Below are 22,893 nucleotides of genomic sequence, written 5' to 3'. Positions count from 1 at the left end.
GCGCGGGCCATGGCCTGCCGCCCCGGGAAGCCCGCGCCACCGCCACCGCCGGCGGCGCGGCGCGTGCCGCGCTCACAGGTCCGGGCGTCACAGGTCCGGGCGTCACAGGTCCGGGAGCTCCTCCATGACCACCCGGCGCCGCTCCCGCCGCGACAGCTCGCACGCCTCGGCGATCCGCAGCGCCGCCAGCGCCTCCCGGCCGTCGCACGGGTTCGGGCCCTCGCCGCGCACCAGGCGTACGAAGGCGGCCAGCTCCGCCTCGTACGCGGGCCCGAACCGCTCCAGGAACCCCGTCCACGGCTTGCCGGCGGGGGGCGGGCCGTGCGGCTCCGTCGAGGCGATCGGCGTACGGTCGTCCAGCCCGGAGGAGATCTGGTCGAGCTCCCCGGCGAACTCCATCCGCACGTCGTACCCGGCGCCGTTGCAGCGCGTGCCCGTACAGGTGACCAGCGTGGAGTCGTCCAGCGTCAGCAGCGCCGCGGCCGTGTCCACGTCGCCCAGCTCCCGGAACCGCACCGGACCGGCGTCCGAGCCGGTCGCGTACACCTCGGTGACCTCGCGCCCCGTCACCCAGCGGACCATGTCGAAGTCGTGCACCAGGCAGTCCCGGTACAGGCCCCCCGAGGCCGCCAGGTACGCGGCGGGCGGCGGCATCGGATCGGCGGTCATCGTCCGTACGGTGTGCAGCCGCCCCAGCGCCCCGGAGCGCACCAGCTCCCGCGCCGTGCGGCAGCCCGGGTCGAAGCGCCGCATGAACCCGAGCTGGAGCACCCCGCGCGCCGCCTCCACCTCGCGCAGCACCGCCAGCGTCCGGGCGAGGTCCACGGCCACCGGCTTCTCGCAGAACACCGGCAGGCCGCCCCGTACGGCCCGCACGACCAGCTCCGCGTGCCCGTCGGTGGAGCAGGCCACGACCACCGCGTCCACGCCCCAGGTGAAGACCTGCTCCACGGACGGCGCGGCCGTGGCGCCGAGCCGGTCGGCCAGCCGTACGGCCCGCTCCGGGTCGGCGTCGGCCAGCAGCAGCGAGCCGGCGTCCGGGTGGCGGGCCAGTGCCGCCGCATGGAAGGAGCCGATCCGGCCCGTTCCGATCAGCCCGATGCGCATGCACTCAACCTGACCCCGTCCGCGGGAGCTGTCAATCTGCCCGGAGACGGCATCGATGACACAGTTGGCCGGGATCGTCTCGAAGCCCCCGATGAGCTCACATGGTCCACTGTGGCGGATACTGGGCGGCTGGAACCGGAATGACCGCTTTGGCATCGGCGGGCCGCAGGCCACGGGCTGCGGCCCGCAGCAGCGGTACGCAGGACGCGCACATACGCAGCACGCGCAGTACGCGCAGTACGCGCAGGACGCAGGACGACGGAAGGGCAGGCACGCAGACGTGGCTAGGGTCGGGACAGGGGTACGCGTCGTGGGCGCCGTGCTCGCCGCGGTGCTGGGGGCCTCCCTCGTGGGCTGCAGCAGTACGGGCGGCAAGCGCGCCGAGGAGCGGGCCAAGGCCGCCGCGGCGGGCCGGCCCGCCGTGTCCACGCCGCGCTGGACCTTCGCGATGGTCACCCACGCGGGAGACGGCGACACCTTCTGGGACATCGTCCAGAAGGGCGCCAAGGAGGCCGCGGCGAAGGACAACATCAACTTCGTCTACGCCCACGACGACCAGGCACAGCAGCAGGCGCAGTTCGTCCAGAACGCCATCGACCAGAAGGTCGACGGCATCGTGGTGAGCCTGGCCAAGCCCGAGGCCCTCAAGGACGTCGTCGCCAAGGCGGTCAAGGCCGGCATCCCCGTGATCACCGTCAACTCCGGATCCGCCCAGTCCGCGCAGTACGGGGCCCTCACCCACATCGGCCAGGACGAGGAGATCGCCGGCGAGGCGGTCGGCACCGAGCTGGCCCGGCGCGGCCGCAAGAAGGCGGTCTGCGTCCTGCACGAGCAGGGCAACGTCGGCCACGAGCAGCGCTGCGCCGGCGCGAAGAAGACCTTCGGTGCGGGCGGCGGCAGCATGGAGAACCTGTACGTCGAGGGCACCAACATGCCCTCCGTGCAGGCGGCCGTCCAGGCCAAGCTCCAGGCCGACCCCTCCGTGGACGCCGTCCTCACCCTCGGCGCGCCCTTCGCACCCACCGCGATCAAGGCGAAGGAGGCCGCGGGCAGCAAGGCCGAGGTCGACACCTTCGACCTCAACGAGTCCGTCGCCCGCGACCTGAAGGCCGGCAGCATCGGCTTCGCCGTCGACCAGCAGCCCTACCTCCAGGGCTACGAGGCCATCGACCTGCTGTGGCTGTACCGCTACAACGCGGACGTGCTCGGCGGCGGCCGCCCCGTGCTCACCGGCCCGCAGATCGTCACCGCCGAGCAGGCCGCCAAGCTGGAGGACTACATCAAGCGGGGCAGCCGATGAGCGCCCTGGCCCCCGCCCCGGCGGCCCCGCCCCCGCCGCCGTCCGCCGCCTCCGGCGACGAGCGCCTCGCGCCCGTCTCGCTGCTGCGCCGCCTGCTCGGCCGCCCCGAGCTCGGAGCGGTCGTCGGCGCCGCCGCCGTCTTCGTCTTCTTCTCCTTCGCCGCCGACAGCTTCCTCAAGGCCTCCAGCCTGAGCACGATCCTGTACTCGGCCTCCACCATCGGGATCATGGCGGTCCCGGTGGCCCTGCTGATGATCGGCGGGGAGTTCGACCTCTCCGCCGGCGTCATGGTGACCACCTCGGCGCTGATCAGCTCGATGTTCAGCTACCAGATGACCGCCAACGTGTGGGTCGGCGTCCTCGTGTCGCTGCTCGTCACCCTGGCCATCGGCTTCTTCAACGGGTTCATGCTCATCCGCACCAAGCTGCCCAGCTTCATCATCACGCTCGGCACCTTCCTGATGCTGACCGGCCTGAACCTCGGCTTCACCAAGCTCATCAGCGGCACCGTCTCCACCAAGACCATCGCCGACATGGAGGGCTTCCCCTCCGCCCGCGCCCTCTTCGCCTCCCAGTGGACCGTCGGCTCGGTCACCCTCAAGGTCACCGTCCTGTGGTGGCTGGCCCTGGTCGCCGTCGCCACCTGGATCCTGCTGCGCACCCGCGCAGGGAACTGGATCTTCGCGGTGGGCGGCGGCGCCGACGCCGCTCGCGCCGTCGGCGTACCCGTCGTCAAGACCCGTATCGGCCTGTACATGGGTGTCGCCCTGTGCGCCTGGATCTCCGGGCAGCACATCCTGTTCTCGTTCGACGTGGTCCAGTCCGGCGAGGGCGTCGGCAACGAGTTCCTCTACATCATCGCGGCCGTCATCGGCGGCTGCCTGATGACGGGAGGCTACGGCTCCGCGATCGGCTCGGCCGTCGGCGCCTTCATCTTCGGGATGACCAGCAACGGCATCGTCTACGCCCAGTGGAACCCGGACTGGTTCAAGTTCTTCCTCGGAGCCATGCTGCTGCTCGCCACGCTGCTCAACGCATGGGTCCGCAAGCGGGCGGAGGCCAAGTGAGCGCCCTCGTGAAGCTGACCGGAGTCAGCAAGTACTACGGCAACATCCGCGCCCTCCAGGACGTCTCCCTGGAGGTCTCCGCCGGCGAGATCACCTGCGTCCTCGGCGACAACGGCGCCGGCAAGTCCACCCTCATCAAGATCATCGCGGGACTGCACCAGCACGACGCCGGCACCTTCGAGATCGACGGCGAGGAGACCGTCCTCGCCAACCCGCGCGCCGCCCTCGACCGCGGCATCGCCACCGTCTACCAGGACCTCGCCGTCGTCCCGCTCATGCCGGTCTGGCGGAACTTCTTCCTCGGCTCCGAGCCCACCCGCGGCCGCGGCCCCTTCCGCCGCCTCGACGTGGAGGCCATGCGCGGGACCACCCGCGCCGAGCTGCTGCGCATGGGCATCGACCTGCGCGACGTCGACCAGCCGATCGGCACCCTGTCCGGCGGCGAGCGGCAGTGCGTGGCCATCGCCCGCGCCGTGTACTTCGGCGCGAAGGTCCTCGTCCTGGACGAGCCCACCGCCGCCCTCGGCGTGAAGCAGTCCGGCGTCGTCCTCAAGTACGTCGCCGCCGCCCGGGACGCCGGCCTCGGCGTGGTCCTCATCACGCACAACCCGCACCACGCCCACCTCGTCGGCGACCGCTTCGTCCTGCTCAAGCGCGGCACCATGGCCGGCAGCCACACCCGCGACTCGATCACCCTCGACGAGCTCACCCGGCAGATGGCGGGCGGCTCCGAGCTGGAGGAACTGAGCCACGAACTGGAGCGGGTGGCAGAATCGGGTCCGACGCCCCGCACGACGTCCCCCACGACGGCCCGCACGAAGACCCACGACACGACGACCCACGACACCCAGAGGGACGACACGACTCGATGAGCACGTACCGGGACTTCACGCTCACCCACCGGGGGGCAGCGCGGAGCACCGTCCTGCGGACCATCGGCACCCGTGAGCGCCGGTCGCACCTGACGGCCCCGCGCGTCCCGACCGTCGGCATCGACATCGGCGGCACCAAGGTGATGGCCGGAGTCGTCGACGCCGACGGCGTCATCCTGGAGAAGATCCGCACCGAGACCCCCGACAAGTCCAAGAGCCCCAAGGTCGTCGAGGACACCATCGTCGAACTGGTCCTGGACCTTTCCGACCGGCACGACGTCCACGCCGTCGGCATCGGCGCCGCCGGCTGGGTCGACGCCGACCGCTCCCGCGTCCTGTTCGCCCCCCACCTGGCCTGGCGCGACGAGCCCCTGCGCGACGCCCTCCAGTCCCGCCTCGCCGTCCCCGTCATGGTGGACAACGATGCCAACACCGCGGCCTGGGCGGAGTGGCGCTTCGGCGCCGGCCGCGGCGAGGACCACCTCGTGATGATCACCCTCGGCACCGGCATCGGCGGCGCCATCCTCGAGGGCGGCCAGGTCAAACGGGGCAGGTACGGCGTCGCCGGCGAGTTCGGCCACATGCAGGTCGTGCCCGGCGGGCACCGCTGCCCGTGCGGCAACCGCGGCTGCTGGGAGCAGTACAGCTCAGGCAACGCCCTCGTCCGCGAGGCCCGCGAGCTGGCCGCCGCCGACTCCCCGGTCGCGTACAACATCATCGCCCGCGTCGGCGGCAACGTCCACGAGATCACCGGGCCGCTCATCACGGAGCTGGCCCGCGAGGGCGACGCCATGTGCGTCGAGCTGCTCCAGGACATCGGCCAGTGGCTCGGCGTCGGCCTCGCCAACCTCGCCGCCGCCCTCGACCCCGCCTGCTTCGTCATCGGCGGCGGCGTCAGCGCCGCCGACGACCTCCTGATCGGCCCGGCCCGCGACGCCTTCCGCCGCCACCTGACCGGCCGCGGCTACCGGCCCGAGGCCCGCATCGCCAAGGCCCAGCTTGGCCCCGAGGCCGGCATGGTCGGCGCCGCCGACCTGGCCCGGCTGGTCGCCCGGCGCTTCCGCCGGGCCACCCGCAGGCGCGTCGAGCGCTACGAGCGCTACGAGCGCTACGCTCGGCTCGGCCGCCGCGAGCCCGCGGCCCCCGAGGACCGGGGCGGGCAGGAACAGGGCCGAGAGGCCCGGAACGAACAGGCTCGGAACCCCCTGGGCCAGGACCACCGGGCCCCGGACCACCATGCCCGGGAGAACCACCAGGCACAGGACCACCAGGCCCAGGACCACCCGAACCGCAACCAGCAGCCGGACCAGGAACAGCAGTGACACCCCCCACCCTGCCCCGCCAGGCGCCCGCCCCCGACGAGGGCGGCGCGCCGACCCCCACGGCGGAGGACCGCAAGCACGTCGTCAAACGCCGCTGGATCACCGCGATCATCATCCTGCTGCTGGTCGGCGTCCCCGCGGGCTACCTCGCCGTCTCCGCCCAGCAGAGCCGCGAGAGCGGCCGCGACAAGGCCGCCAAGATCGGCGCGTCCAAGGTCCGCCCCGGCTGGCCCTCCCGGGTGCAGCGCAGCATCTACGACGTGCCGATCCCGGAGAAGGCCTGGAAGGTCGGCTTCCTGGAGACCAACAACTGGCACACCAGCCGGCTGTACGTGCAGTTCGCGGTCACCCCCGCCGACCTGGACACCTTCCTCGCCGACGTCGGCACCAGCCGCGGGGCCCTGACCCGCGGGGTCACCATCGACGCGCACGACGCCTCGGTCGCCGGCTGGAGCTGGGGCCCGAACAACTCCTGGTACGGCATCACCCTCGAACAGCCGGACCCGCGCCCCACCCGCGACATCACCGTCGACCTCACCGACCCGGGCAAACCCCGCGTCTACGTGGTCTCCACCGCGGTCCCGTAGGCCGCGGCTAGCCTGGGATCATGAAGCTCACCAAGCGGCTGCACTCCTGTGTCCAGCTCGAGAAGGACGGGCGCGTGCTCGTCATCGACCCCGGCGCCTTCAGCGAGCCCGACGCGGGTCTCGGGGCGGACGCCCTGCTCGTCACCCACGAGCACCCCGACCACTTCCACGAGGGCCGGCTGCGCGCCGCGCTCGACGCCAACCCGGCCGCACAGCTGTGGACCCTGCACAGCGTCGCGCAGCAGCTCGCCCCCGCCTACCCCGGCCGCGTCCACACCGTCGGCAACGGCGACGCCTTCACCGCCGCCGGGTTCGAGGTGCAGGTGCACGGCGAGCTGCACGCCCTGATCCACCCGGACATGCCCCGGGTCACCAACGTCGGCTACCTGGTGGAGGGTTCCCTCTTCCACCCCGGTGACGCCCTGACCGTCCCCGGCGTCCCCGTCGAGACCCTGATGCTGCCGGTGCACGCCCCCTGGAACAAGGTCGGCGAAGTGATCGACTACGTCCGCGAGGTCAAGCCGGCCGTGGCCATCGACATCCACGACGCCTACCTGTCGGACATCGCCCGCCCGATCTACGACTACTCCCTGGAGGCCCTCGGCGGCGCTCCGCACAGCCGGCTCGCCGCGGGGGACACCGCCGAGGTGTGACTCCCGCCGCCGGGTCCGGCCGCTGTCGGTGCCGGGCGGTAGGTTGGACGTCATGCGCATCGCCACGTTCAACGTCAACTCGATCACCGCCCGGCTGCCCCGCCTGCTGGCGTGGCTGGAGTCGTCCGCCCCGGACGTCGTCTGCATCCAGGAGACCAAGTGCTCCGCGGAGCAGTTCCCGCACGCCGAGCTGCGCGAGCGGGGGTACGAGGCGGCCGTCAACGCCACCGGCAGATGGAACGGCGTGGCCCTGATCTCCAAGGTCGGCCTGGAGGACGTGGTCACGGGCCTGCCCGGCGGCCCCGACTACGAGGGCGTCCAGGAGCCCCGGGCGATCTCCGCCACCTGCGGCGGCGTGCGCCTGTGGTCGGTGTACGTGCCCAACGGCCGCGAGGTCGAGCACGACCACTACGGCTACAAGCTCGACTGGTTCCGCGCCCTGACCACGGCCGTCGCCGGGGACGCGGCCGGCCCGCGCCCGTTCGCCGTGCTCGGAGACTTCAACGTGGCCCCGACCGACGAGGACGTCTACGACCCGGCGGTCTTCGCGGGCCTGACCCACGTCACCCCCGCCGAGCGGGCCGCCCTGGAGGCACTGCGCGCCGCCGGCCTCGCCGACGTGGTGCCGCGCCCCCTGAAGTACGACCGCCCGTACACGTACTGGGACTACCGCCAGCTCTGCTTCCCCAAGAACCGCGGCATGCGCATCGACCTCGTGTACGGCAACGAGCCGTTCGCCAAGGCCGTCACCGACGCCTACGTCGACCGCGAGGAGCGCAAGGGCAAGGGCGCCTCCGACCACGCCCCGGTCGTCGTCGACCTCGACCTGGACGCCGTCGCGTAACGGGCCGCGGGCCCCGGTCCGCCGAGCCGGATCCAGGCGCGCCCTGTGGCCAGGCGGGCGTCCTGGTGCCAGGCTGGGCGACATGAACATCCCCTTCCTGGACCACTGGCTCAACCGGAACGACACGGAACGGGGTGCGGGACTGGCCGCCGCCCTCGCGGAGGACCCCGAGAGCGTCAACGAGTTGTTCTCGGAATGCGAGATGCTGCGCGTCCACGCGCGGGCGGCCGGGCTCGAACTCGATGGGAGCCCGGCCTCGTTGGAGGCGCTGGACCAGCTGATGCCCCGCTGGCGCCGGGACCCCGAACTCGTCCCCTGGCTCGGCAACGACGCCGGCTTCTACCTCGGCACCGTGATCATCCGCTCCCGCCTGGGCGCCACCTGGCAGCTCTGGCCGAACGGCCAGCCGGTGATCCGCCTGGCCTCGGGCCGCGAGCTGAACGTGATCGAGTCGGGGGTCTCCTGGGCGATGACCGGCTCCCCGGAGCTCTCCCAGGCGTACGCAGAGGCATCCGAAGGCATCTAGAACGCCCGGTGGGTCGTTTGATGGACGGCCCGTGGAAGATCCGAAAACGGAGGGGCATGAGCGTCGACATCGTCTACGAGACCCACTCGCTCACCGAGGACAACGAGCGCGGCGTGGCCACCGGTCGGCTGCCCGGCCGCCTGTCCGCGACGGGCCGCCGGCTCGCCGCCCGGCTCGGCGACCGCCGCCGCGAGGACCGCCTCGCCGCGGTCTTCGTCTCCGACCTGCACCGGGCGGTGGAGACGGCCCGGATCGCCTTCGCCGGCACCGCCGTCCCGATCCACCGGGACCCGCGGCTGCGCGAATGCGACTACGGCGAGCTCAACGGCGGCCCGGTGACCGCCCTGGAAGGCTGCCGCTCCCGGCACATCGACACCCCGTACCCGGGAGGCGGCCAGAGCTACCGCCAGGTCGTCGCGGCCACCGAAGCCTTCCTCCACGACCTGGCCGCCGGCTTCGACGGGCAGCGCGTCCTGCTCATCGCCCACTCCGCCAACAAGTGGGCCCTGGACTGCCTGTTGGCCGGTGCCTCCCTGGAGGAGCTGGTCGACGCACCCTTCGGATGGCAGGAGGGCTGGTCCTACACGCTCCCGACCGGCTGGCGTGTCGGCGGGGCGAAGACCCCCTCACCCGGCGATAGTCGGCCCTGACCGCAACCGTCCACCACCACAGCAGGGCAGGGACGCACCACACATGGCCGGGGAACCGCTGATCGAACTGCGGGACGTGAACAAGCACTACGGGCACCTGCACGTCCTGAAGGACATCAACCTCACCGTCGGGCGCGGGGAGGTGGTGGTGGTCATCGGCCCCTCCGGCTCCGGCAAGTCGACCCTGTGCCGGACGATCAACCGGCTGGAGACCGTCGAGTCCGGCACGATCACCCTCGAGGGCAGGCCGCTGCCCGCCGAGGGCAAGGACCTGGCCGCCCTGCGCGCGGACGTCGGCATGGTCTTCCAGTCCTTCAACCTCTTCGCGCACAAGACCGTCCTGGCCAACGTCTCGCTCGCCCAGATCAAGGTCCGGAACCGCAGGAAGGACGAGGCCGACCGGCGCTCCCTGGAGCTCCTGGAGCGCGTCGGCCTCGCCGACCAGGCGCCGAAGTTCCCCGCCCAGCTGTCCGGCGGCCAGCAGCAGCGCGTCGCCATCGCCCGCGCCCTGGCGATGGACCCCAAGGCCCTCCTCTTCGACGAGCCCACCTCCGCCCTCGACCCGGAGATGATCAACGAGGTGCTGGAGGTCATGCGGCAGCTGGCCGCCGAGGGCATGACCATGGTCGTGGTCACCCACGAAATGGGCTTCGCCCGCTCGGCCGCCCACCGCGTCGTCTTCATGGCCGACGGCCGCATCGTCGAGGACCGCACCCCGCAGGCCTTCTTCACCTCCCCGGAAACCGACCGCGCCAAGGACTTCCTCTCCAAGATCCTCAAGCACTGAGCGTCCCGGCCGGGGACCCCGTCACTTCTCGCGGAGCGGGACCGTCACGTACGAGGGGTCGGTGCGGGGGGAGGTGAAGGTGAGCCCGGCGCCCAGGGGGTTGTGTTCGATGTACAGGGGGTCCACCGTGTCGATGACCAGGGCCAGGCGGTGGCCCTCGGGGACGTCGTACGCCGTCGAGAACAGGTCCAGGTCCACGCCGAAGGGCTGGTTCGGGGTCCTGCCGTGGAAGGTGTACGGGGCGTTCGTGACCAGCTTGCCGATGCCGAGCGGGCCGACGTCGTAGAGGTAGGCGATGAACGTGCCGTCGGACCGGGTCGGGGTGACCGTGGTGTGCAGCCTGGCCGTGCCGCGGATGCGCTGCTCCGTGTCGTAGCGCCCGGACTGCCAGACCGCGGCGAAGGCGCGGGGCAGGAGCGGGACGGCCGCGGCCGGGGGCGCCTTCACGAACTGGTCGAGGGCGCTGGAGAGCAGGACGATACCGCCGTCGGCACCCGAGTCGATGCCGGTGAAGACGTGCTCGGTGTCGGAGAGGGGAAGCTTCTCGGTGGCGGCCGCGCCGACGGCCTTCCAGCTGGGGTACCCCTCGTAGCCCTCGCTGCTGCGGGACTTGATCTGCACCGGGGCCTCGGTGTCCACGCCGTTGCGCTCGCCCTTGAGGTAGCGGTCGAACCAGCGGTGGGCGTTGGTCCAGGTGTCGTTGGGCAGGCCGAACAGGCCGGTGCCCTCGGCGGTGGCGTGGTCGCCGGGGCGGAACTCAAGCCGCTTGGGGCCGGTCAGCTTCTCGTAGAACGAGCCGTACTGGTTGGGCGGGAAGATGGTGTCGCCCCAGGCGTTGCCGAGCATGAGCGCGGCGCCGTTGGCGTTGATCCGGTCGATCTGCTCCGAGGCCGAGCGCTGCCGCCCCCAGTCGATCAGCTGCTGCTCGCGGTCCAGGCGGGAGCCGGCGAAGTCGGCCAGAACCTGCCGGAGTTCGGGGCTCGGCCGGCCGGTGAGGTAGCCGGCGGCGCCGAGCAGGGCGGCGGCCTGGACGTGCTGGGTGCGGCCGGAGTAGATGGACTCGGTGATGTCGGCCCAGCCGCTGAGCGCGACCACGGCCTTGATGCGGGCGTCGTGTGCGGAGGCGAGCAGGCTGATGCCGGCGCCGTACGAGACCCCGGCGACCCCGATGCGGCCGGCGTCGGCGGGGGTGTGGGCCAGGGCCCAGTCGATGACGGCGGAGACGTCGGCGACGTCGGGCGGGCCGGCCACCTCGACCTGGCCGCCGGAGAGCCAGAAGCCGCGGGAGGTGTAACTCACCACGACGTAGCCCGTGTCGGCGAGCTTCTTGGCCTGGGCGATGTACTCGATCTGCGGCATGCCCCAGCTCGACGGGAGCACGATCAGCGGGTACGTCCGGCCGGGTACGGCGTCGGCCGGGGTGACCACGTTGCCCTTGAGGGTGATTCCGCCGGAGCCCGGGATGTCGTGGAAGCGCAGCTCCGGCGAGGAGGCTGCGGCGGTCACGGCGGCCGCGGCCGGGGCGGTGGTCTCCGCCCGGGCCTGCGTGGGGGCCAGGCCCAGGGCGGCCACGGTCAGGGCGGCCGCCACGGCCGCCGCGGTGGGGGTGCGGACCATCGAGGGCTCCTCGTATGTGCCGGTGTGGGGTACTCGACGGTAACCGGCGGACCTTACCTGAGGTAACCCACCGGTAAGTTACGCGCTGGTAACGATCTGTCGGACAACCCGCCCCGGCCGAAGGGCCGTCAGCCGTTCTGCGGCGCCGCCCCGTTCAGAGCGCTCTTGGCCTTCCAGTCCTCCCAGGAGAGGTTCCACTCGCCGAAGCCGTTGCCGATGTCGGCCTTGCCCTTGGAGCCGTTGCCGGTGACCTCGACCGCATCACCGACCTGGGCCATCTCGAACAGCGCCTTCGCATCGGAGTCGCTCATGCCCACGCAGCCGGAACTGGCGTTGACCTGCCCGAACTTGCCCGCGTTCCACGGGGCGGCGTGGATGTACATGCCGGACCAGGTCACGCGCATCGAGTAGTCGACCATCTTGTCGTAGGAGTCGCCCAGGCCCACCGTCTGGGAGTCCATCCGGATGGTGCCCTCCTTGGACATCAGCACCATCTTCCCGGACCACGAGGCCTTCTGGCCGCCCGGCGTGCCCGCCGAGACCGGGATCGTCTTCACCGTCCGGCCGTCCTCGACCACCGACATCTTTTTCGCATCCAGGTCGACCTGGAGCCGCCGGTCCTTGCCGATCTTGAAGTCGGTGACGTAGTCGCGGACGAAGTAGCCGCCGCCCTGGCCCGAGTCCACGCCGTTGAGGTTCATCTCGACCTTGACCTCGGTGCCGGACTTCCAGTAGTCCTTCGGCCGCCAGTCCACCCGGTCGTTGCCGGTGTAGTCCTTGAACCAGCCCCAGGACCCCTCGGTGTTGTTCGAGGTGGTCACCTTCAGGTGCTTCTCCACCTCGGCCTTGTTCTTCACCGGGTTGTCGAAGACCAGCGAGACGGGCTGGGCCACGCCCACCGTCGAGCCCTTGCCGGGAACGATCGCGACCTTGTTCACCTTGTCCGCGGCCGTCGTCTTGAACTGGGCGCTCGCGCTCTGGCTGTCGGTGTTCTGCGCCTCGACCTTGTAGTCCGTGCCCGGCGCCGCGTTGCGCTCGGAGGTCCAGGTCCGGCCGTCGTCGGCTATCTTCCCGGGCAGTTCGCCGCCCTTGCCGTCGGAGACCTTCACCTGCGCCAGCTTGCCCGCGGCCAGGGTGACCGTCACCGGCTCGCCGGGCTTGGCCTGATCGCCCGTGAGGTTCACGGAGATCGCCATGTCCGCCTTCTTCTTCATCTCCGCCTTGCCGTCGGCGCCCCCGCCGCCGGATCCGCCGCTGCAGGCGGTCAGCGCGGCGGCCATGAGTGCGGTACCCGCCAGCGCGGCGCGGCGGGTCGATGCGGAACGGCGTGTACGGCTCAACGAAGGGCCCTTTCAAACGGCAGCGGCAATGAACGTCCGCCAAAAGGGATGCGGACAGGGCGACTGTAGGTTGCGCGATCCGCCGAAAAGCTCGGACTCATCTCTGTGACGTCGACCGCAGCGAAACGGTCATCATCCGGTCACAATCGCCGCGCCGATCGGTCACGGACGCCTGTGAGAGTCCTGTCACCCCACGACCGTACGGACAGGAAGGCCATCAGCCGTGTGCGCACTGCTCGCGACCCCCGATCGGAGGCACCAGGACCAGGACCCCCGCCGGGACCTTCGGGTGCGCTCCCTCTCCGAAGCGGAATATCTGACCTTCCTTTCCCGGTACCGGAATGCAAGCTTTCTGCAGTACCCCTCCTGGGCCGGGGTAAAGGACCTTTGGCGCTCGGAAAGGGTCGGATGGCACTACCCGGACGGTGAAATCGTCGGCGGCGGGCTCGTTCTCTACCGCCAATTCCCCGGCACCCGCAAATACTTCGCCTACCTCCCCGAGGGCCCCGCCGCCGACTGGTCCGACCCGTACCTCGACCGCTGGCTGAACCCCCTCCTGCGCCACCTGCGCGCGGCCGGCGCCTTCGCCGTGCGCATGGGCCCCGCCCCCGCCTACCGCCGCTGGGACGCCGCCATCCTCAAGGCCGCCACCGGACCCGGCCGGCGGATCGGCGACGTCCTGGCCGCCGAGGTCGACCCGGTCGGGGCCGCGCTCGCCGACCGGCTCCGCACCCGCGGCTGGCGGCGCTGCGGCGGCGAGGACGACGGCGACGCCCAGCCCCGCCACGTCTTCCGCGTCCCGCTGGCCGGCCGCACCTTGGACGACCTCTGGTCCGGGCTCAACCAGGAATGGCGCCGCAATGTGCGCAAGGCCACAAAGGCGGGCGTGGAGACGCTCCTCGGGACCGCCGCCGACCTGCCGGAGTTCCACCGCCTGCTGCGCATCACCGAGGAGCGCGACGGCTTCCGCCTCGGGCGCTCGCTCGCGTACTACGAGCGGCAGTACGAGGCCCTCAACGCCGAAATGCCGGGCCGGATGCGGCTCTACCTCGCCGTCCACGGGGGCGAGGTGCTCGCCGCCCACACGATGATCACGACCGGCAGCCGGGTCTGGTACCAGACCGGCGCCTCCGCCGACCACCGCCGCGAGGTCCGCCCCAGCAACGCACTGCAGTGGCGCATGATGCGTGACGCGCACGCCCTCGGAGCGGACGAATACGACATGCGCGGGGTACCCTCCACCCTCGACCCCGACGAACGTTCCTTCGGGCTGCTGCGCTGGAAGCTCGGCACCGGCGGGCAGGTCGTCGAAACGCTCGGCGAGTGGGAGACACCCGTGGACGGATACGCCAACGCGGCGCTCTACAAGGCCTTCCAGGCCTACCTGGCCCGCCGGTGACGGCCGCCGCCACGCCTGCCGCCGCGGCCGCCGCCGGCACGCCCGCCGCCGCCACCGAAGCCTCCGGCGGCAGCGTCGCGCCCACCGGCAGCGCCGGACCCGAGGGCAGGGGTACGTCCGCCGCGGCGGCGCCCAAGTCCTCGGTGCTGCGCAGCGGCGCGCTCATGGCCGCCGGCTCCATCGTCTCCCGCGCCACCGGGTTCGTCCGCTCCGCCGTCGTCGTCGCCGCGCTCGGCACCGGTCTGCTGGGCGACACGTACGCCGTCTCCAACACCGTCCCGAACATCCTCTACATGCTCCTCATAGGCGGCGCCCTCAACGCCGTCTTCGTGCCCGAGCTGGTCCGCGCCGCCAAGGAGCACGCCGACGGCGGGGCCGCCTACACCGACCGGCTGCTGACCGCCTGCACCGCGGCCCTCGTGCTGCTCACCGCCACCGCCGTGCTGGCCGCCCCGCTGATCGTGGCCGCGTACACCCCGTACAGCGGCGCGCAGGCGAGCACGGCCGTCGCCCTCGCCCGCTACTGCCTGCCGCAGATCCTCTTCTACGGGCTGTTCACCCTGCTCGGGCAGGTGCTGAACGCCCGCGGCCGGTTCGGCGCCATGATGTGGACCCCCGTCCTCAACAACCTCGTCATCATCGCCGTCTTCGGGCTGTTCCTCTTCCTCGCCCACGACGGCGCCGAAGGCCTCAGCGCCGCCGAGACCCGCCTGCTCGGCCTCGGCACCACCGCCGGCATCGTCGTCCAGGCCCTCGCCCTGCTCCCCTCGCTGCGCGCCGCCCGCTTCCGCTGGCGCCCCCGCTTCGACTGGCGCGGCCACGGCCTGGCCCGCCCGCTGCGCAACGCGGGCTGGACCGTCATGCTCGTGTTCACCAACCAGATCGGCTACTGGGTCGTGACCCGGCTGTCCACCACCGCCGGGCGGCAGGCGGAGCTGGCAGGCCTCGCCGGCGGCGCCGGCTACACCGCCTACAGCAACGCCTACCAGCTGTGGATCGTCCCCCAGGGCATCGTGACCGTCTCCCTCGTCACCGCCCTGATGCCCCGGATGAGCGCGGCCGCCGCCGACGCCGACCTCGCCGCGGTCCGCCGCGACGTGTCGTACGCGCTGCGCTCCAGCGCCGCCCTCGTCGTCCCGGCCGCGGCCCTCTTCGCCGCCCTCGCGCCCTGGGTGATGGGCAGCGTCTTCGGGTACGGGCGCACCGGCGCCGCCGACATCGAGGCCATGGCCGGCATGCTCGTCGCCTTCGCGCCCGGCCTGATCGCCTTCTCCGGCCAGTACGTCCTCTCGCGCGGCTTCTACGCCCTGTCCGACACCCGCACCCCGTTCTGCCTGAACCTGGTCATCGCCGGCCTCAACGCCGGGCTGTCGGCGGCCGCGTACCTGCTGCTGCCGCCGCGCTGGGCGGTCACCGGCATGGCCGCCGCGTACACCGTCGCCCTGTTCGCCGGCCTCGCCGTGACCGCGTACGCCCTCGCCCGGCGGCTCGGCCCGCGCGAGGGCGCTGCGGCGGGTCCGGCCGGTGCCGCGGGTCCGGGCGGCACGGCGGGCCGGCGCGCTCCCGCCACCGCCCTCGGCACCCACCTGCGGCTGCTCGCCGCCACCGTGCCCGCGGCGGCCGCCGGGTACGCGGCCGCCCGCGCCGCCGAGGGCCTCGGCGACATCGCCGCGGCCGCATCGGGAACCGCGGTGATCATGTTCGGCGTCGTTGTCCTCGCCGGGCCGCTGCGCCTGACGGAGATCACCGACCTGCCGGCCTCCCTGCGGCGCAAGAGCGGCCGCTAGCGGGGGAACGGCCACGAGCCGCCTGGGAAGCCGAACCCGATGCCACGCGTACTGCTGATCGAGGACGACCCCTCCGTAAGGGAGGGAGTGGGCCTGGGCCTGCGCCGCCGCGGCCACGAGGTGCGCGCCGCCGACACCGGCGAGGGCGGCCTCGAGCTGATGGGGGCCTTCCGCCCGGAACTGGTCCTGCTCGACCTGATGCTGCCCGGGATCAACGGCGTCCAGGTCTGCCGCCGCATCCGCGAGACCAGCCAGGTCCCGATCATCATGCTGACCGCGCGCGGCGACGACTTCGACATCGTCGTCGGCCTCGAGGCCGGCGCCGACGACTACATCGTCAAACCCGCCCGCACCGAGGTCATCGAGGCCCGCATCAAGGCCGTCCTGCGCCGCCTCGGCCCCCCGTCCGGAAGCCGGCCCGGGGTGGAGCAGCACGGGGAGCTCGCCATCGACCGCGCCGGGCTCAGCGTCGCCAAGAACGGCGAGCGCCTCGCCCTCGCCCCCAGCGAGCTCAAGCTCCTGCTGCACCTGTCCGCCTCGCCCGAGCAGGTCTTCTCCCGCCAGCAGCTCCTGGAGTACGTGTGGGAGCACAGCTACCACGCCGACGCCCGGCTCGTGGACGCCTGCGTACGGCGCCTGCGCCACAAGCTCGAGGACCCGGCGGCGGCGCCCCGCTACATCCAGACCGTACGCGGCTTCGGCTACCGCTTCGGCCCGCTCGCGGCCCTCCGGTGAGGCGCATCGCCCCGCTGGGCCTGCGCACCCGGCTGATCGCGGCCTTCCTCCTGGTCGCCGCGATCAGCGCGGTCTCCACGGCCGCACTCACCTACCAGCAGGCCCGCACCGCCGTCCTCAAGCAGAGCCAGGACACCGCGGTCAGCACGCTGCGCGACCTGATGGAGACCCAGGCCGTCTCGCTGCCGATGGAGCAGACGGCGCTCGAGCAGATCGTCATGGAGCTCACCAAGCGCGGCAAACCGCATCCCTGGAACGTGTTCGCCGAGTACGGCAGCCTGCGCGCCTCCAGCACCGGCGCCGCAACCTCCACCCTGGTCACCGACCAGCTCCGCCGGGAGGTCACCGCCCACCCGCACGGCGCCTTCCAGCGTGTCACCGGCCCGGCCGGCACCCCCTACCTGACGGTCGGCATGCCCGGCGTGTTCACCCACCAGGGCGCCACCCGGCCCACCGGGCTCGTCGTCTTCGTCACCATGCCCCTCGCCACAGAGAACGCCACCGTCGAGGCCATGGTCGAGGCCGCCAAACGCGGCGCCGTCCCCGGTCTCGCGATCGCCGTCATCCCCGCCCTGCTCGCAGCCCGCAGCGTGCTGCGCCCCGTACGGGACCTGCGCCGCGCCGCCCAGAACATGGGCCGCGGCCGCCTCGACACCCGCATCGAGGTCCGGGGAGCCGACGAACTCGCCGGACTCGCCCGTACCTTCAACGAGACGGCGCGCGCCCTGGAGGCCTCGGTGGCCGAACTCCGGGACGCCGAGACCCGGGCCCGCCGCTTCGCCTCGGACGTCTCCCACGAACTGCGCACCCCGCTCGCGGGGATGCTCGCCGTCACCGAGGTCCTCGACGAGGACGCCGAACGCCTCGACGCGGACACGGCCGCCGCCCTGCGCCTGATCAGCGCCGAGACCGGCAAGCTCGCCGTCCTGGTGGAGGACCTCATGGAGATCTCCCGCTTCGACGCCCGCGCCGCCGAACTGAACCTCGACGACGTGGACGTCGCCGAAGCCGTCCGCAAGACACTGGAACGCCGCCACTGGGACGACGAACGGGTCGTCACCGACCTCCCCCGGCAGGTCCGCGCCCGGTTCGACCCGCGCCGCTTCGACGTCGTCCTCGCCAACCTCGTCGGCAACGCCCTGCGGCACGGCGGCGCGCCCGTCCGCGTCACCGTGTCCACCCGGCCGGAGACCGGCGGGGACCGGCTGATGGTCGAGGTCGCCGACAGCGGACCCGGCATCGCCCCCGAGGTGCTGCCGCACATCTTCGACCGCTTCTACAAGGCCGACGCGGCCCGCACCCGCTCCGCCGGCAGCGGCCTCGGCCTCGCCATCACCCTGGAGAACGTGCGGCTGCACGGCGGCACCCTGGTCGCCGCGAACGGCCCGGCCGGGGGAGCGGTGTTCACCCTCGACATACCGCTGGAGGCCGACGCATGACGCCGCCCCGGACCCCGTCGCGGTGGATCCCGGCGGCCGCACGCGCGGTGGCCCTCCCCGCCGCCGTGGGACTGCTGCTCACCGGGTGCGGCATCAAGCCGACCGGGGTCATCGAGAGCGGAGCCCCCGCCAAGATGACCGTGCCGGTACCGAACCAGGATTCGATGGTGTACTACCTGACCCTCGACGGCCGCCTCGCCCCGTCCTCGGTGCCGTACACCTCGCCCAGCCCGGGCGGCGCCCTCGCCCGGCTCCTCGCCGGACCCACCCAGCAGGAGCGGGCCGCGGGCCTGCGCACCGCCGTCCCCGTCCTCGATTCCAAGACCGCCGCCGAGGTGCGGGTGCTGCAGTCCAACAGCGCCGTCGTCGAGGTCGTCCTGCCGATCATGGTGGAGGACCTGCCGGACCCGGCCCGCCGCCAGCTCGTCTGCACCGCGCTGTCCTCCCTGCCGAGCCACTACCTGGCGGCGCTGCGCGGCCCGGACACCGTCGTCGACGCCACCCCCTGCATCACGAGCCGCCCCTGAACCGGCCGGCCGCCCGGCCGACCGGACCGCCGGCCCCCTTGCGGACCGTGGCCCCGCCCGCCACGGTGGCCCCATGCATGCCGCCGCCCCGGACGGGGCCCACCCGGCCCCGGCCACCGCCCCCGTGCCCGACGTCTTCGACCCGCGCCGCTACGCCGAGGGCGTCCCGCACGAGGCCTACCGGCTGCTGCGCGACCGCCACCCGGTGGCCTGGCAGGAGGAGCCCGAGTTCGACGGCTGGCCCGCCGGCCCCGGCTTCTGGGCGGTCACCCGGCACGCCGACGTGGTCCGGGTGCTGCGCGACCACACCGCGTACTCCTCCTGGCTGGGCGCCACCCAGATCCGCGACCCCGACCCGGCCGACCTGCCCTTCCTGCGCCGCACCATGCTCAACCAGGACCCTCCCGGCCACGGGCGGCTGCGCCGGCTGGTCTCCCGCGCCTTCACCCCGGCCCGCGTCGACGCCTTCGCGGCCCGGGTCCGCGAGCGGGCCCGTACGCTGCTGGCCGGGGCCCGCGACGGGGCAGAGGACGGCGCCGCCGACGTGGTCGCCGCCGTCACCGACGAGTACGCCCTGCTCAACCTGACCGACCTGCTGGGCGTCCCGGCCGCCGACCGGGGCCTGCTGCTGGAGTGGACCGTACGGGTCATCGGCTACCAGGACCCCGAGGACGCGCCCGAACCGCTGCGCGGCCCCGACGGCAGGCCGCTCAACCCCCGGTCCCCGGCGCTGCTGGGCGAGATGTTCGCGTACGCCCGCGAGCTGGCCGCGTACAAGCGCCGCCACCCCGGCGACGACGTGATGACCTCGCTCGCCGGGGCCGGACTGGAGCCGGCCGAACTGGAGATGTTCTTCTTCCTGCTGACCGTCGCCGGCAACGACACCGTGCGCAGCGCCGCCCCCGGCGCGCTGCTCGCCCTCGCCGGGGCCCCGGACGCCTACCGGCGGCTCGCCGCGGGCGAGGTCCCGGTGGAGCGGGCGGTGGAGGAACTCCTGCGGGTCCACCCGCCGGTGCTCAGCTTCCGCCGCACCGCCGCCGCCGACACCGAGCTGGCCGGGCAGCCGATCCGGGCGGGGGACAAGGTGGTGGTCTTCCACGCCTCCGCCAACCACGACGAGCGCGTCTTCGCCGACCCCGGCCGCCTCGACCTCGCCCGCACGCCCAACCCCCACGTGTCATTCGGCGACGGCCCGCACGTCTGCCTGGGCGCGCACTTCGCCCGGCTCCAGCTGCGGGTGCTCCAGGAGGAGTGGCGTACGGCCATGCCCGCTCCCGAACTCGCGGGCACGCCACGCCGGTTGGTGTCGAACTTCATCAACGGGATCACGCGTCTGCCGTTGCGGGTGTCCGGGCCGGGACGGTGACGTCCGCCAGCAGCTCGGCCACGTCGGGGCCGTACGCGTCGGAGTTGGTCACCTTCAGCAGCACGCAGAAGGAGTTCCCCCGGTAGGTGCGGGCCAGGCGCTGGTGGTTGCGGGCGAGGAAGCGGGCCCCCGCCTGGTTGCTGACCGCCGTCTGCCCGGAGATCAGGAACACCGGCCGGGTGCCCGGCCCGGTCGTCAGCCGGGCCAGCACCACGTACTCGGCCTGCCCCCTCTGCCACCGGTAGGTCTCGCCGCCGACGTGGATCGCCCCGCGGTCCGGTCCGGCCTCGGTGGAGGTGTCGACCCGTATGCCCGGCAGCATCGACGCCAGGTGGGCGGTGGTCCGGTGGTTCGACGCGGGCCCGCCGATGCAGAACTCGGCGCGCTCCCCGAAGCCCTGGCGGACCGCGTCGTGCGAGACGATCTGCAGGTTCGCCCCGCAGTCCTTGATCAGCGCGGATATCTCCAGCAGCGCGAAGGTGTCGTTGCGGTGCACCGACCCCTCCGTGCCGCCCATCTGCCGGTTGACCACGAACAGGCAGTCCGAGCCGGTGGGCAGGCCGAAGAACGCCTGCTTGCGGCGCAGCGCCCGGCGCCACACGTAGGTGCGGGTGAACCAGCCGAAGCCGCCGCTGATGGCGGTGGCCGCCACCCCGAGCACGATGTTGCGCACGTCGTCGTTCATGCGGCGGATGCTAGCCCGGGCACGGCCTTCCTGACGCGGGGGGTGCGGTGAAGTTACAGTGCCGACCGCAGGCAGCCCTGCCGCCCGTCCGCAGGGGGTCTGACAGGCCGTCGACCGGAGGTACGCCATGCGTCGTCCCGCCCCACGTCAGTTAGCGCTCGCCGCCGCCCTCGCCGGCACGCTCGTCGCGACCGGCGCCGCCGCCCCGCCGTCGGCCCCGCCGCAGGCTGCCGGCACCCCCGCCAAGGTCCCCGTCGCCGTCGGCTACGGCGGGGTCGTCGCCAGCGTCGACGCCGACGCCAGCGCCGCCGGCATCGCGGTCCTGCGCTCCGGCGGGAACGCCGTGGACGCCGCCGTCGCCACCGCGGCCGCGCTCGGGGTGACCGAGCCGTACTCGGCGGGCATCGGCGGGGGCGGCTACTTCGTGTACTACGACGCGAAGACCCGCCGGGTGCAGACCATCGACGGCCGCGAGACCGCGCCGAAGACCGCCACCGCCGAGCTGTTCCAGGAGAACGGCGCGCCCATCCCGTTCGAGGAGGGCCAGACCAGCGGCCGCTCGGTCGGCGTCCCCGGCACCCCCGCCACCTGGAAGAGCGCCCTGGACGCCTGGGGCACCCGCCCGCTCGGCCAACTCCTGCGCCCCGCCGAGAAACTGGCGCGCGACGGCTTCACCGTGGACGCCACCTTCCGGGCCCAGACCGAGGCCAACCAGGCCCGCTTCAAGGACTTCCCCGACACCCGCAGGCTCTTCCTGCCGGGCGGCGCCCTGCCGGTGGTCGGCGCCACCTTCAAGAACCCCGACCTGGCCGCCACGTACGCGGAGCTCGGCCGCAAGGGCGCCGGTGCGCTGTACCGCGGGCCGATCGCCGACGACATCGTCCACACGGTGCGCAAGCCGCCCGTGGACCCGGCCGCCACCCGCAAGGTCCGCCCCGGCGACCTGACCGCCGCGGACCTGCGCGCGTACGCCACCAAGCGGCAGGAGCCGACCCGGGTGGGCTACCGCGGCCTGGACGTCTACAGCATGGCCCCCTCGTCCTCCGGCGGCACCACCGTCGGGGAGGCGCTGAACATCCTGGAACGCACCGACCTGGGCTCCCTGTCGGAGGCGCAGTACCTGCACCGCTTCATCGAGGCCTCGCGGATCTCGTTCGCCGACCGGGGGCGGTGGGTCGGCGACCCGGCCTTCGAGCAGGTCCCGACGCGCGAGCTGCTCTCGCAGCGGTTCGCCGACGCGCGCGGCTGCCTGATCAGCCCTGACCGGACGCTGAAGAGCCCCCTGCCGCCCGGGGACCCGCGTGCGCCGCAGCAGCCCTGCACCGCGGGCGGGCAGGCCGCGCCGACCACGTACGAGGGGGAGAACACCACGCACCTGACGGTCGCCGACCGCTGGGGCAACGTGGTGTCGTACACCCTGACCATTGAGTCCACCGGCGGCAGCGCGATCACCGTCCCGGGGCGCGGCTTCCTGCTCAACAACGAGCTGACGGACTTCTCCTTCGCCCCCGCCTTCCCGGGGGTCCCGGACCCGAACCTGCCCGGCCCGGGCAAGCGGCCGCGGTCCTCCATGTCCCCGACCATCGTCCTCGACCACGGCCGGGCGGTGCTCGCGGTCGGCTCCCCGGGCGGCGCCACCATCATCACCACCGTCCTGCAGACCCTGACGGAGCACCTGGACCGGGGCCTGCCGCTGGTCGACGCCATTGCCGCGCCGCGGGCCAGCCAGCGCAACCAGGCAACCACCGAGTTGGAGCCGGCCCTGTGGAACAGCCCGCTGCGCGCCGAACTCGAAGCCCTGGGGCAGGGTTTCCGCCAGAACCCGGAGATCGGCGCCGCCACGGGTGTCCAGCGGCTGCCCGACGGCCGCTGGCTCGCCGCAGCCGAAACCGCCCGCCGGGGCGGCGGCTCGGCCATGGCGGTCCACCCGCACGGCACCCCGTAGCTCCGCCCGGCCCGCCCGTCCCGCCCCCGCCCGGCGGGGTCGAAAGCCCGCCGCTGCGCGGAGCAGTCCCCTCCCCGCCCCTTCCCGAAACCGGGCTCTGCCCGGACCCGTTCCGGGCGCTTCGCGCCCGGTGCGCTCAAACGCCGCGCGGGCTGAAATCAGCCCCGCCGGCGTTTGAGGCGCGGGTCCGGGCGGAGCCCGGTGCCCGGCGGAGCCGGGTTTCTTGGGGCGCTGCCCCACCCCGCGCCTCAAACGCCGGCGGGGCTGGATTGGCGGCCCCCGGCCCCCGGTCCCAGCGTCGGGGGGCAGGCTGGGCTTCTGGGGCGCCGCCCCAGACC

21 protein-coding genes are annotated in these 22,893 nt (G+C 73.0%); 17 read left to right on the top strand and 4 right to left on the bottom strand.

From position 1 onward, the window contains the following. Positions 1-102: 102 nt before the first annotated feature. Positions 103-1,107 (bottom strand): Gfo/Idh/MocA family oxidoreductase, encoded by a 1,005-nt coding sequence (locus ABZ924_RS21505; RefSeq protein WP_361911977.1) that lies wholly within the window; start codon positions 1,105-1,107, stop codon positions 103-105. A gap of 310 nt (positions 1,108-1,417) precedes the next feature. Between ABZ924_RS21505 and ABZ924_RS21500 the strand changes: the two genes are divergently transcribed. The 10 genes from ABZ924_RS21500 (at position 1,418) to ABZ924_RS21455 (ending at position 9,715) form a co-directional block, all read left to right on the top strand. Continuing rightward, complete coding sequence (locus ABZ924_RS21500) at positions 1,418-2,407, top strand: sugar ABC transporter substrate-binding protein (RefSeq protein ID WP_361911974.1); 990 nt, start codon at positions 1,418-1,420, stop codon at positions 2,405-2,407. Beyond that, entirely contained in the window at positions 2,404-3,474 is a 1,071-nt protein-coding gene (locus ABZ924_RS21495; protein WP_361911971.1) for an ABC transporter permease, read from the top strand. Before ABZ924_RS21500 ends, ABZ924_RS21495 begins: the two co-directional genes overlap by 4 nt. Further along, positions 3,444-4,346: an ATP-binding cassette domain-containing protein gene (locus ABZ924_RS21490; protein WP_361911968.1), complete on the top strand. Its 903-nt coding sequence runs from the start codon at positions 3,444-3,446 to the stop codon at positions 4,344-4,346. Before ABZ924_RS21495 ends, ABZ924_RS21490 begins: the two co-directional genes overlap by 31 nt. Further along, complete coding sequence (locus ABZ924_RS21485) at positions 4,343-5,668, top strand: ROK family glucokinase (RefSeq protein ID WP_361911965.1); 1,326 nt, start codon at positions 4,343-4,345, stop codon at positions 5,666-5,668. Before ABZ924_RS21490 ends, ABZ924_RS21485 begins: the two co-directional genes overlap by 4 nt. Further along, entirely contained in the window at positions 5,665-6,255 is a 591-nt protein-coding gene (locus tag ABZ924_RS21480) for a hypothetical protein (protein WP_361911962.1), read from the top strand. The genes ABZ924_RS21485 and ABZ924_RS21480 overlap by 4 nt, the downstream gene beginning before the upstream one ends. 20 nt (positions 6,256-6,275) lie before the next feature. Next, entirely contained in the window at positions 6,276-6,908 is a 633-nt protein-coding gene (locus ABZ924_RS21475) for an MBL fold metallo-hydrolase (RefSeq protein WP_361911960.1), read from the top strand. Positions 6,909-6,960: 52 nt separating this feature from the next. Next, positions 6,961-7,752, top strand: coding sequence for an exodeoxyribonuclease III (locus ABZ924_RS21470; protein ID WP_361911957.1), 792 nt, complete (start codon positions 6,961-6,963; stop codon positions 7,750-7,752). An 82-nt stretch (positions 7,753-7,834) separates the two neighbouring features. After that, positions 7,835-8,278 carry a DUF6278 family protein gene (locus tag ABZ924_RS21465; RefSeq protein WP_361911954.1) on the top strand — a complete coding sequence of 148 codons (444 nt, stop codon included), beginning with the start codon at positions 7,835-7,837 and terminating at the stop codon, positions 8,276-8,278. 56 nt (positions 8,279-8,334) lie between these two features. Next, positions 8,335-8,928 (top strand): histidine phosphatase family protein, encoded by a 594-nt coding sequence (locus ABZ924_RS21460; protein WP_361911951.1) that lies wholly within the window; start codon positions 8,335-8,337, stop codon positions 8,926-8,928. 43 nt (positions 8,929-8,971) lie between these two features. Further along, on the top strand, positions 8,972-9,715 hold the full coding sequence (locus ABZ924_RS21455) for an amino acid ABC transporter ATP-binding protein (RefSeq protein ID WP_361911948.1): 744 nt from the start codon (positions 8,972-8,974) through the stop codon (positions 9,713-9,715). Positions 9,716-9,736: 21 nt separating this feature from the next. Here the strand turns inward: ABZ924_RS21455 and ABZ924_RS21450 are convergent, their stop codons facing one another. Together ABZ924_RS21450 and ABZ924_RS21445 are read right to left on the bottom strand one after the other, a co-directional pair. Further along, positions 9,737-11,332, bottom strand: a complete 1,596-nt coding sequence (locus tag ABZ924_RS21450; protein ID WP_361911945.1) for a CocE/NonD family hydrolase — start codon at positions 11,330-11,332, stop codon at positions 9,737-9,739. Between the two features lie 128 nt (positions 11,333-11,460). Beyond that, on the bottom strand, positions 11,461-12,612 hold the full coding sequence (locus ABZ924_RS21445) for an Ig-like domain-containing protein (protein WP_361912013.1): 1,152 nt from the start codon (positions 12,610-12,612) through the stop codon (positions 11,461-11,463). A gap of 349 nt (positions 12,613-12,961) precedes the next feature. Between ABZ924_RS21445 and ABZ924_RS21440 the strand changes: the two genes are divergently transcribed. The 6 genes from ABZ924_RS21440 (at position 12,962) to ABZ924_RS21415 (ending at position 19,925) form a co-directional block, all read left to right on the top strand. Then, positions 12,962-14,071: a peptidoglycan bridge formation glycyltransferase FemA/FemB family protein gene (locus tag ABZ924_RS21440; protein ID WP_361912010.1), complete on the top strand. Its 1,110-nt coding sequence runs from the start codon at positions 12,962-12,964 to the stop codon at positions 14,069-14,071. A gap of 143 nt (positions 14,072-14,214) precedes the next feature. Further along, positions 14,215-15,858, top strand: a complete 1,644-nt coding sequence (gene murJ / locus ABZ924_RS21435; protein WP_361912008.1) for a murein biosynthesis integral membrane protein MurJ — start codon at positions 14,215-14,217, stop codon at positions 15,856-15,858. A gap of 39 nt (positions 15,859-15,897) precedes the next feature. After that, positions 15,898-16,593 carry a response regulator transcription factor gene (locus ABZ924_RS21430; RefSeq protein ID WP_361911942.1) on the top strand — a complete coding sequence of 232 codons (696 nt, stop codon included), beginning with the start codon at positions 15,898-15,900 and terminating at the stop codon, positions 16,591-16,593. After that, entirely contained in the window at positions 16,590-18,032 is a 1,443-nt protein-coding gene (locus ABZ924_RS21425) for a HAMP domain-containing sensor histidine kinase (protein ID WP_361911939.1), read from the top strand. The genes ABZ924_RS21430 and ABZ924_RS21425 overlap by 4 nt, the downstream gene beginning before the upstream one ends. Beyond that, positions 18,029-18,559, top strand: coding sequence for a hypothetical protein (locus ABZ924_RS21420; RefSeq protein WP_361911936.1), 531 nt, complete (start codon positions 18,029-18,031; stop codon positions 18,557-18,559). The genes ABZ924_RS21425 and ABZ924_RS21420 overlap by 4 nt, the downstream gene beginning before the upstream one ends. 73 nt (positions 18,560-18,632) lie before the next feature. Next, positions 18,633-19,925: a cytochrome P450 gene (locus ABZ924_RS21415; RefSeq protein ID WP_361911933.1), complete on the top strand. Its 1,293-nt coding sequence runs from the start codon at positions 18,633-18,635 to the stop codon at positions 19,923-19,925. On the opposite strand, the gene ABZ924_RS21410 is transcribed toward ABZ924_RS21415, so the two are convergent. Beyond that, positions 19,885-20,610: a hypothetical protein gene (locus ABZ924_RS21410; RefSeq protein WP_361911930.1), complete on the bottom strand. Its 726-nt coding sequence runs from the start codon at positions 20,608-20,610 to the stop codon at positions 19,885-19,887. The two genes, ABZ924_RS21415 and ABZ924_RS21410, sit on opposite strands and share 41 nt — an antisense overlap. 127 nt (positions 20,611-20,737) lie before the next feature. Here ABZ924_RS21410 and ggt point away from each other — a divergent pair, with 127 nt between their 5' ends. After that, a complete protein-coding gene (gene ggt, locus ABZ924_RS21405; RefSeq protein WP_361911928.1) occupies positions 20,738-22,555 on the top strand; it encodes a gamma-glutamyltransferase in 1,818 nt (605 codons plus the stop codon). Positions 22,556-22,893: the final 338 nt, after the last annotated feature.

The organism is Streptomyces sp. NPDC046876 (assembly GCF_040645035.1).
Classification (GTDB): Bacteria; Actinomycetota; Actinomycetes; order Streptomycetales; family Streptomycetaceae; genus Streptomyces.
This window is presented reverse-complemented; position numbering and strand designations above follow the sequence as displayed.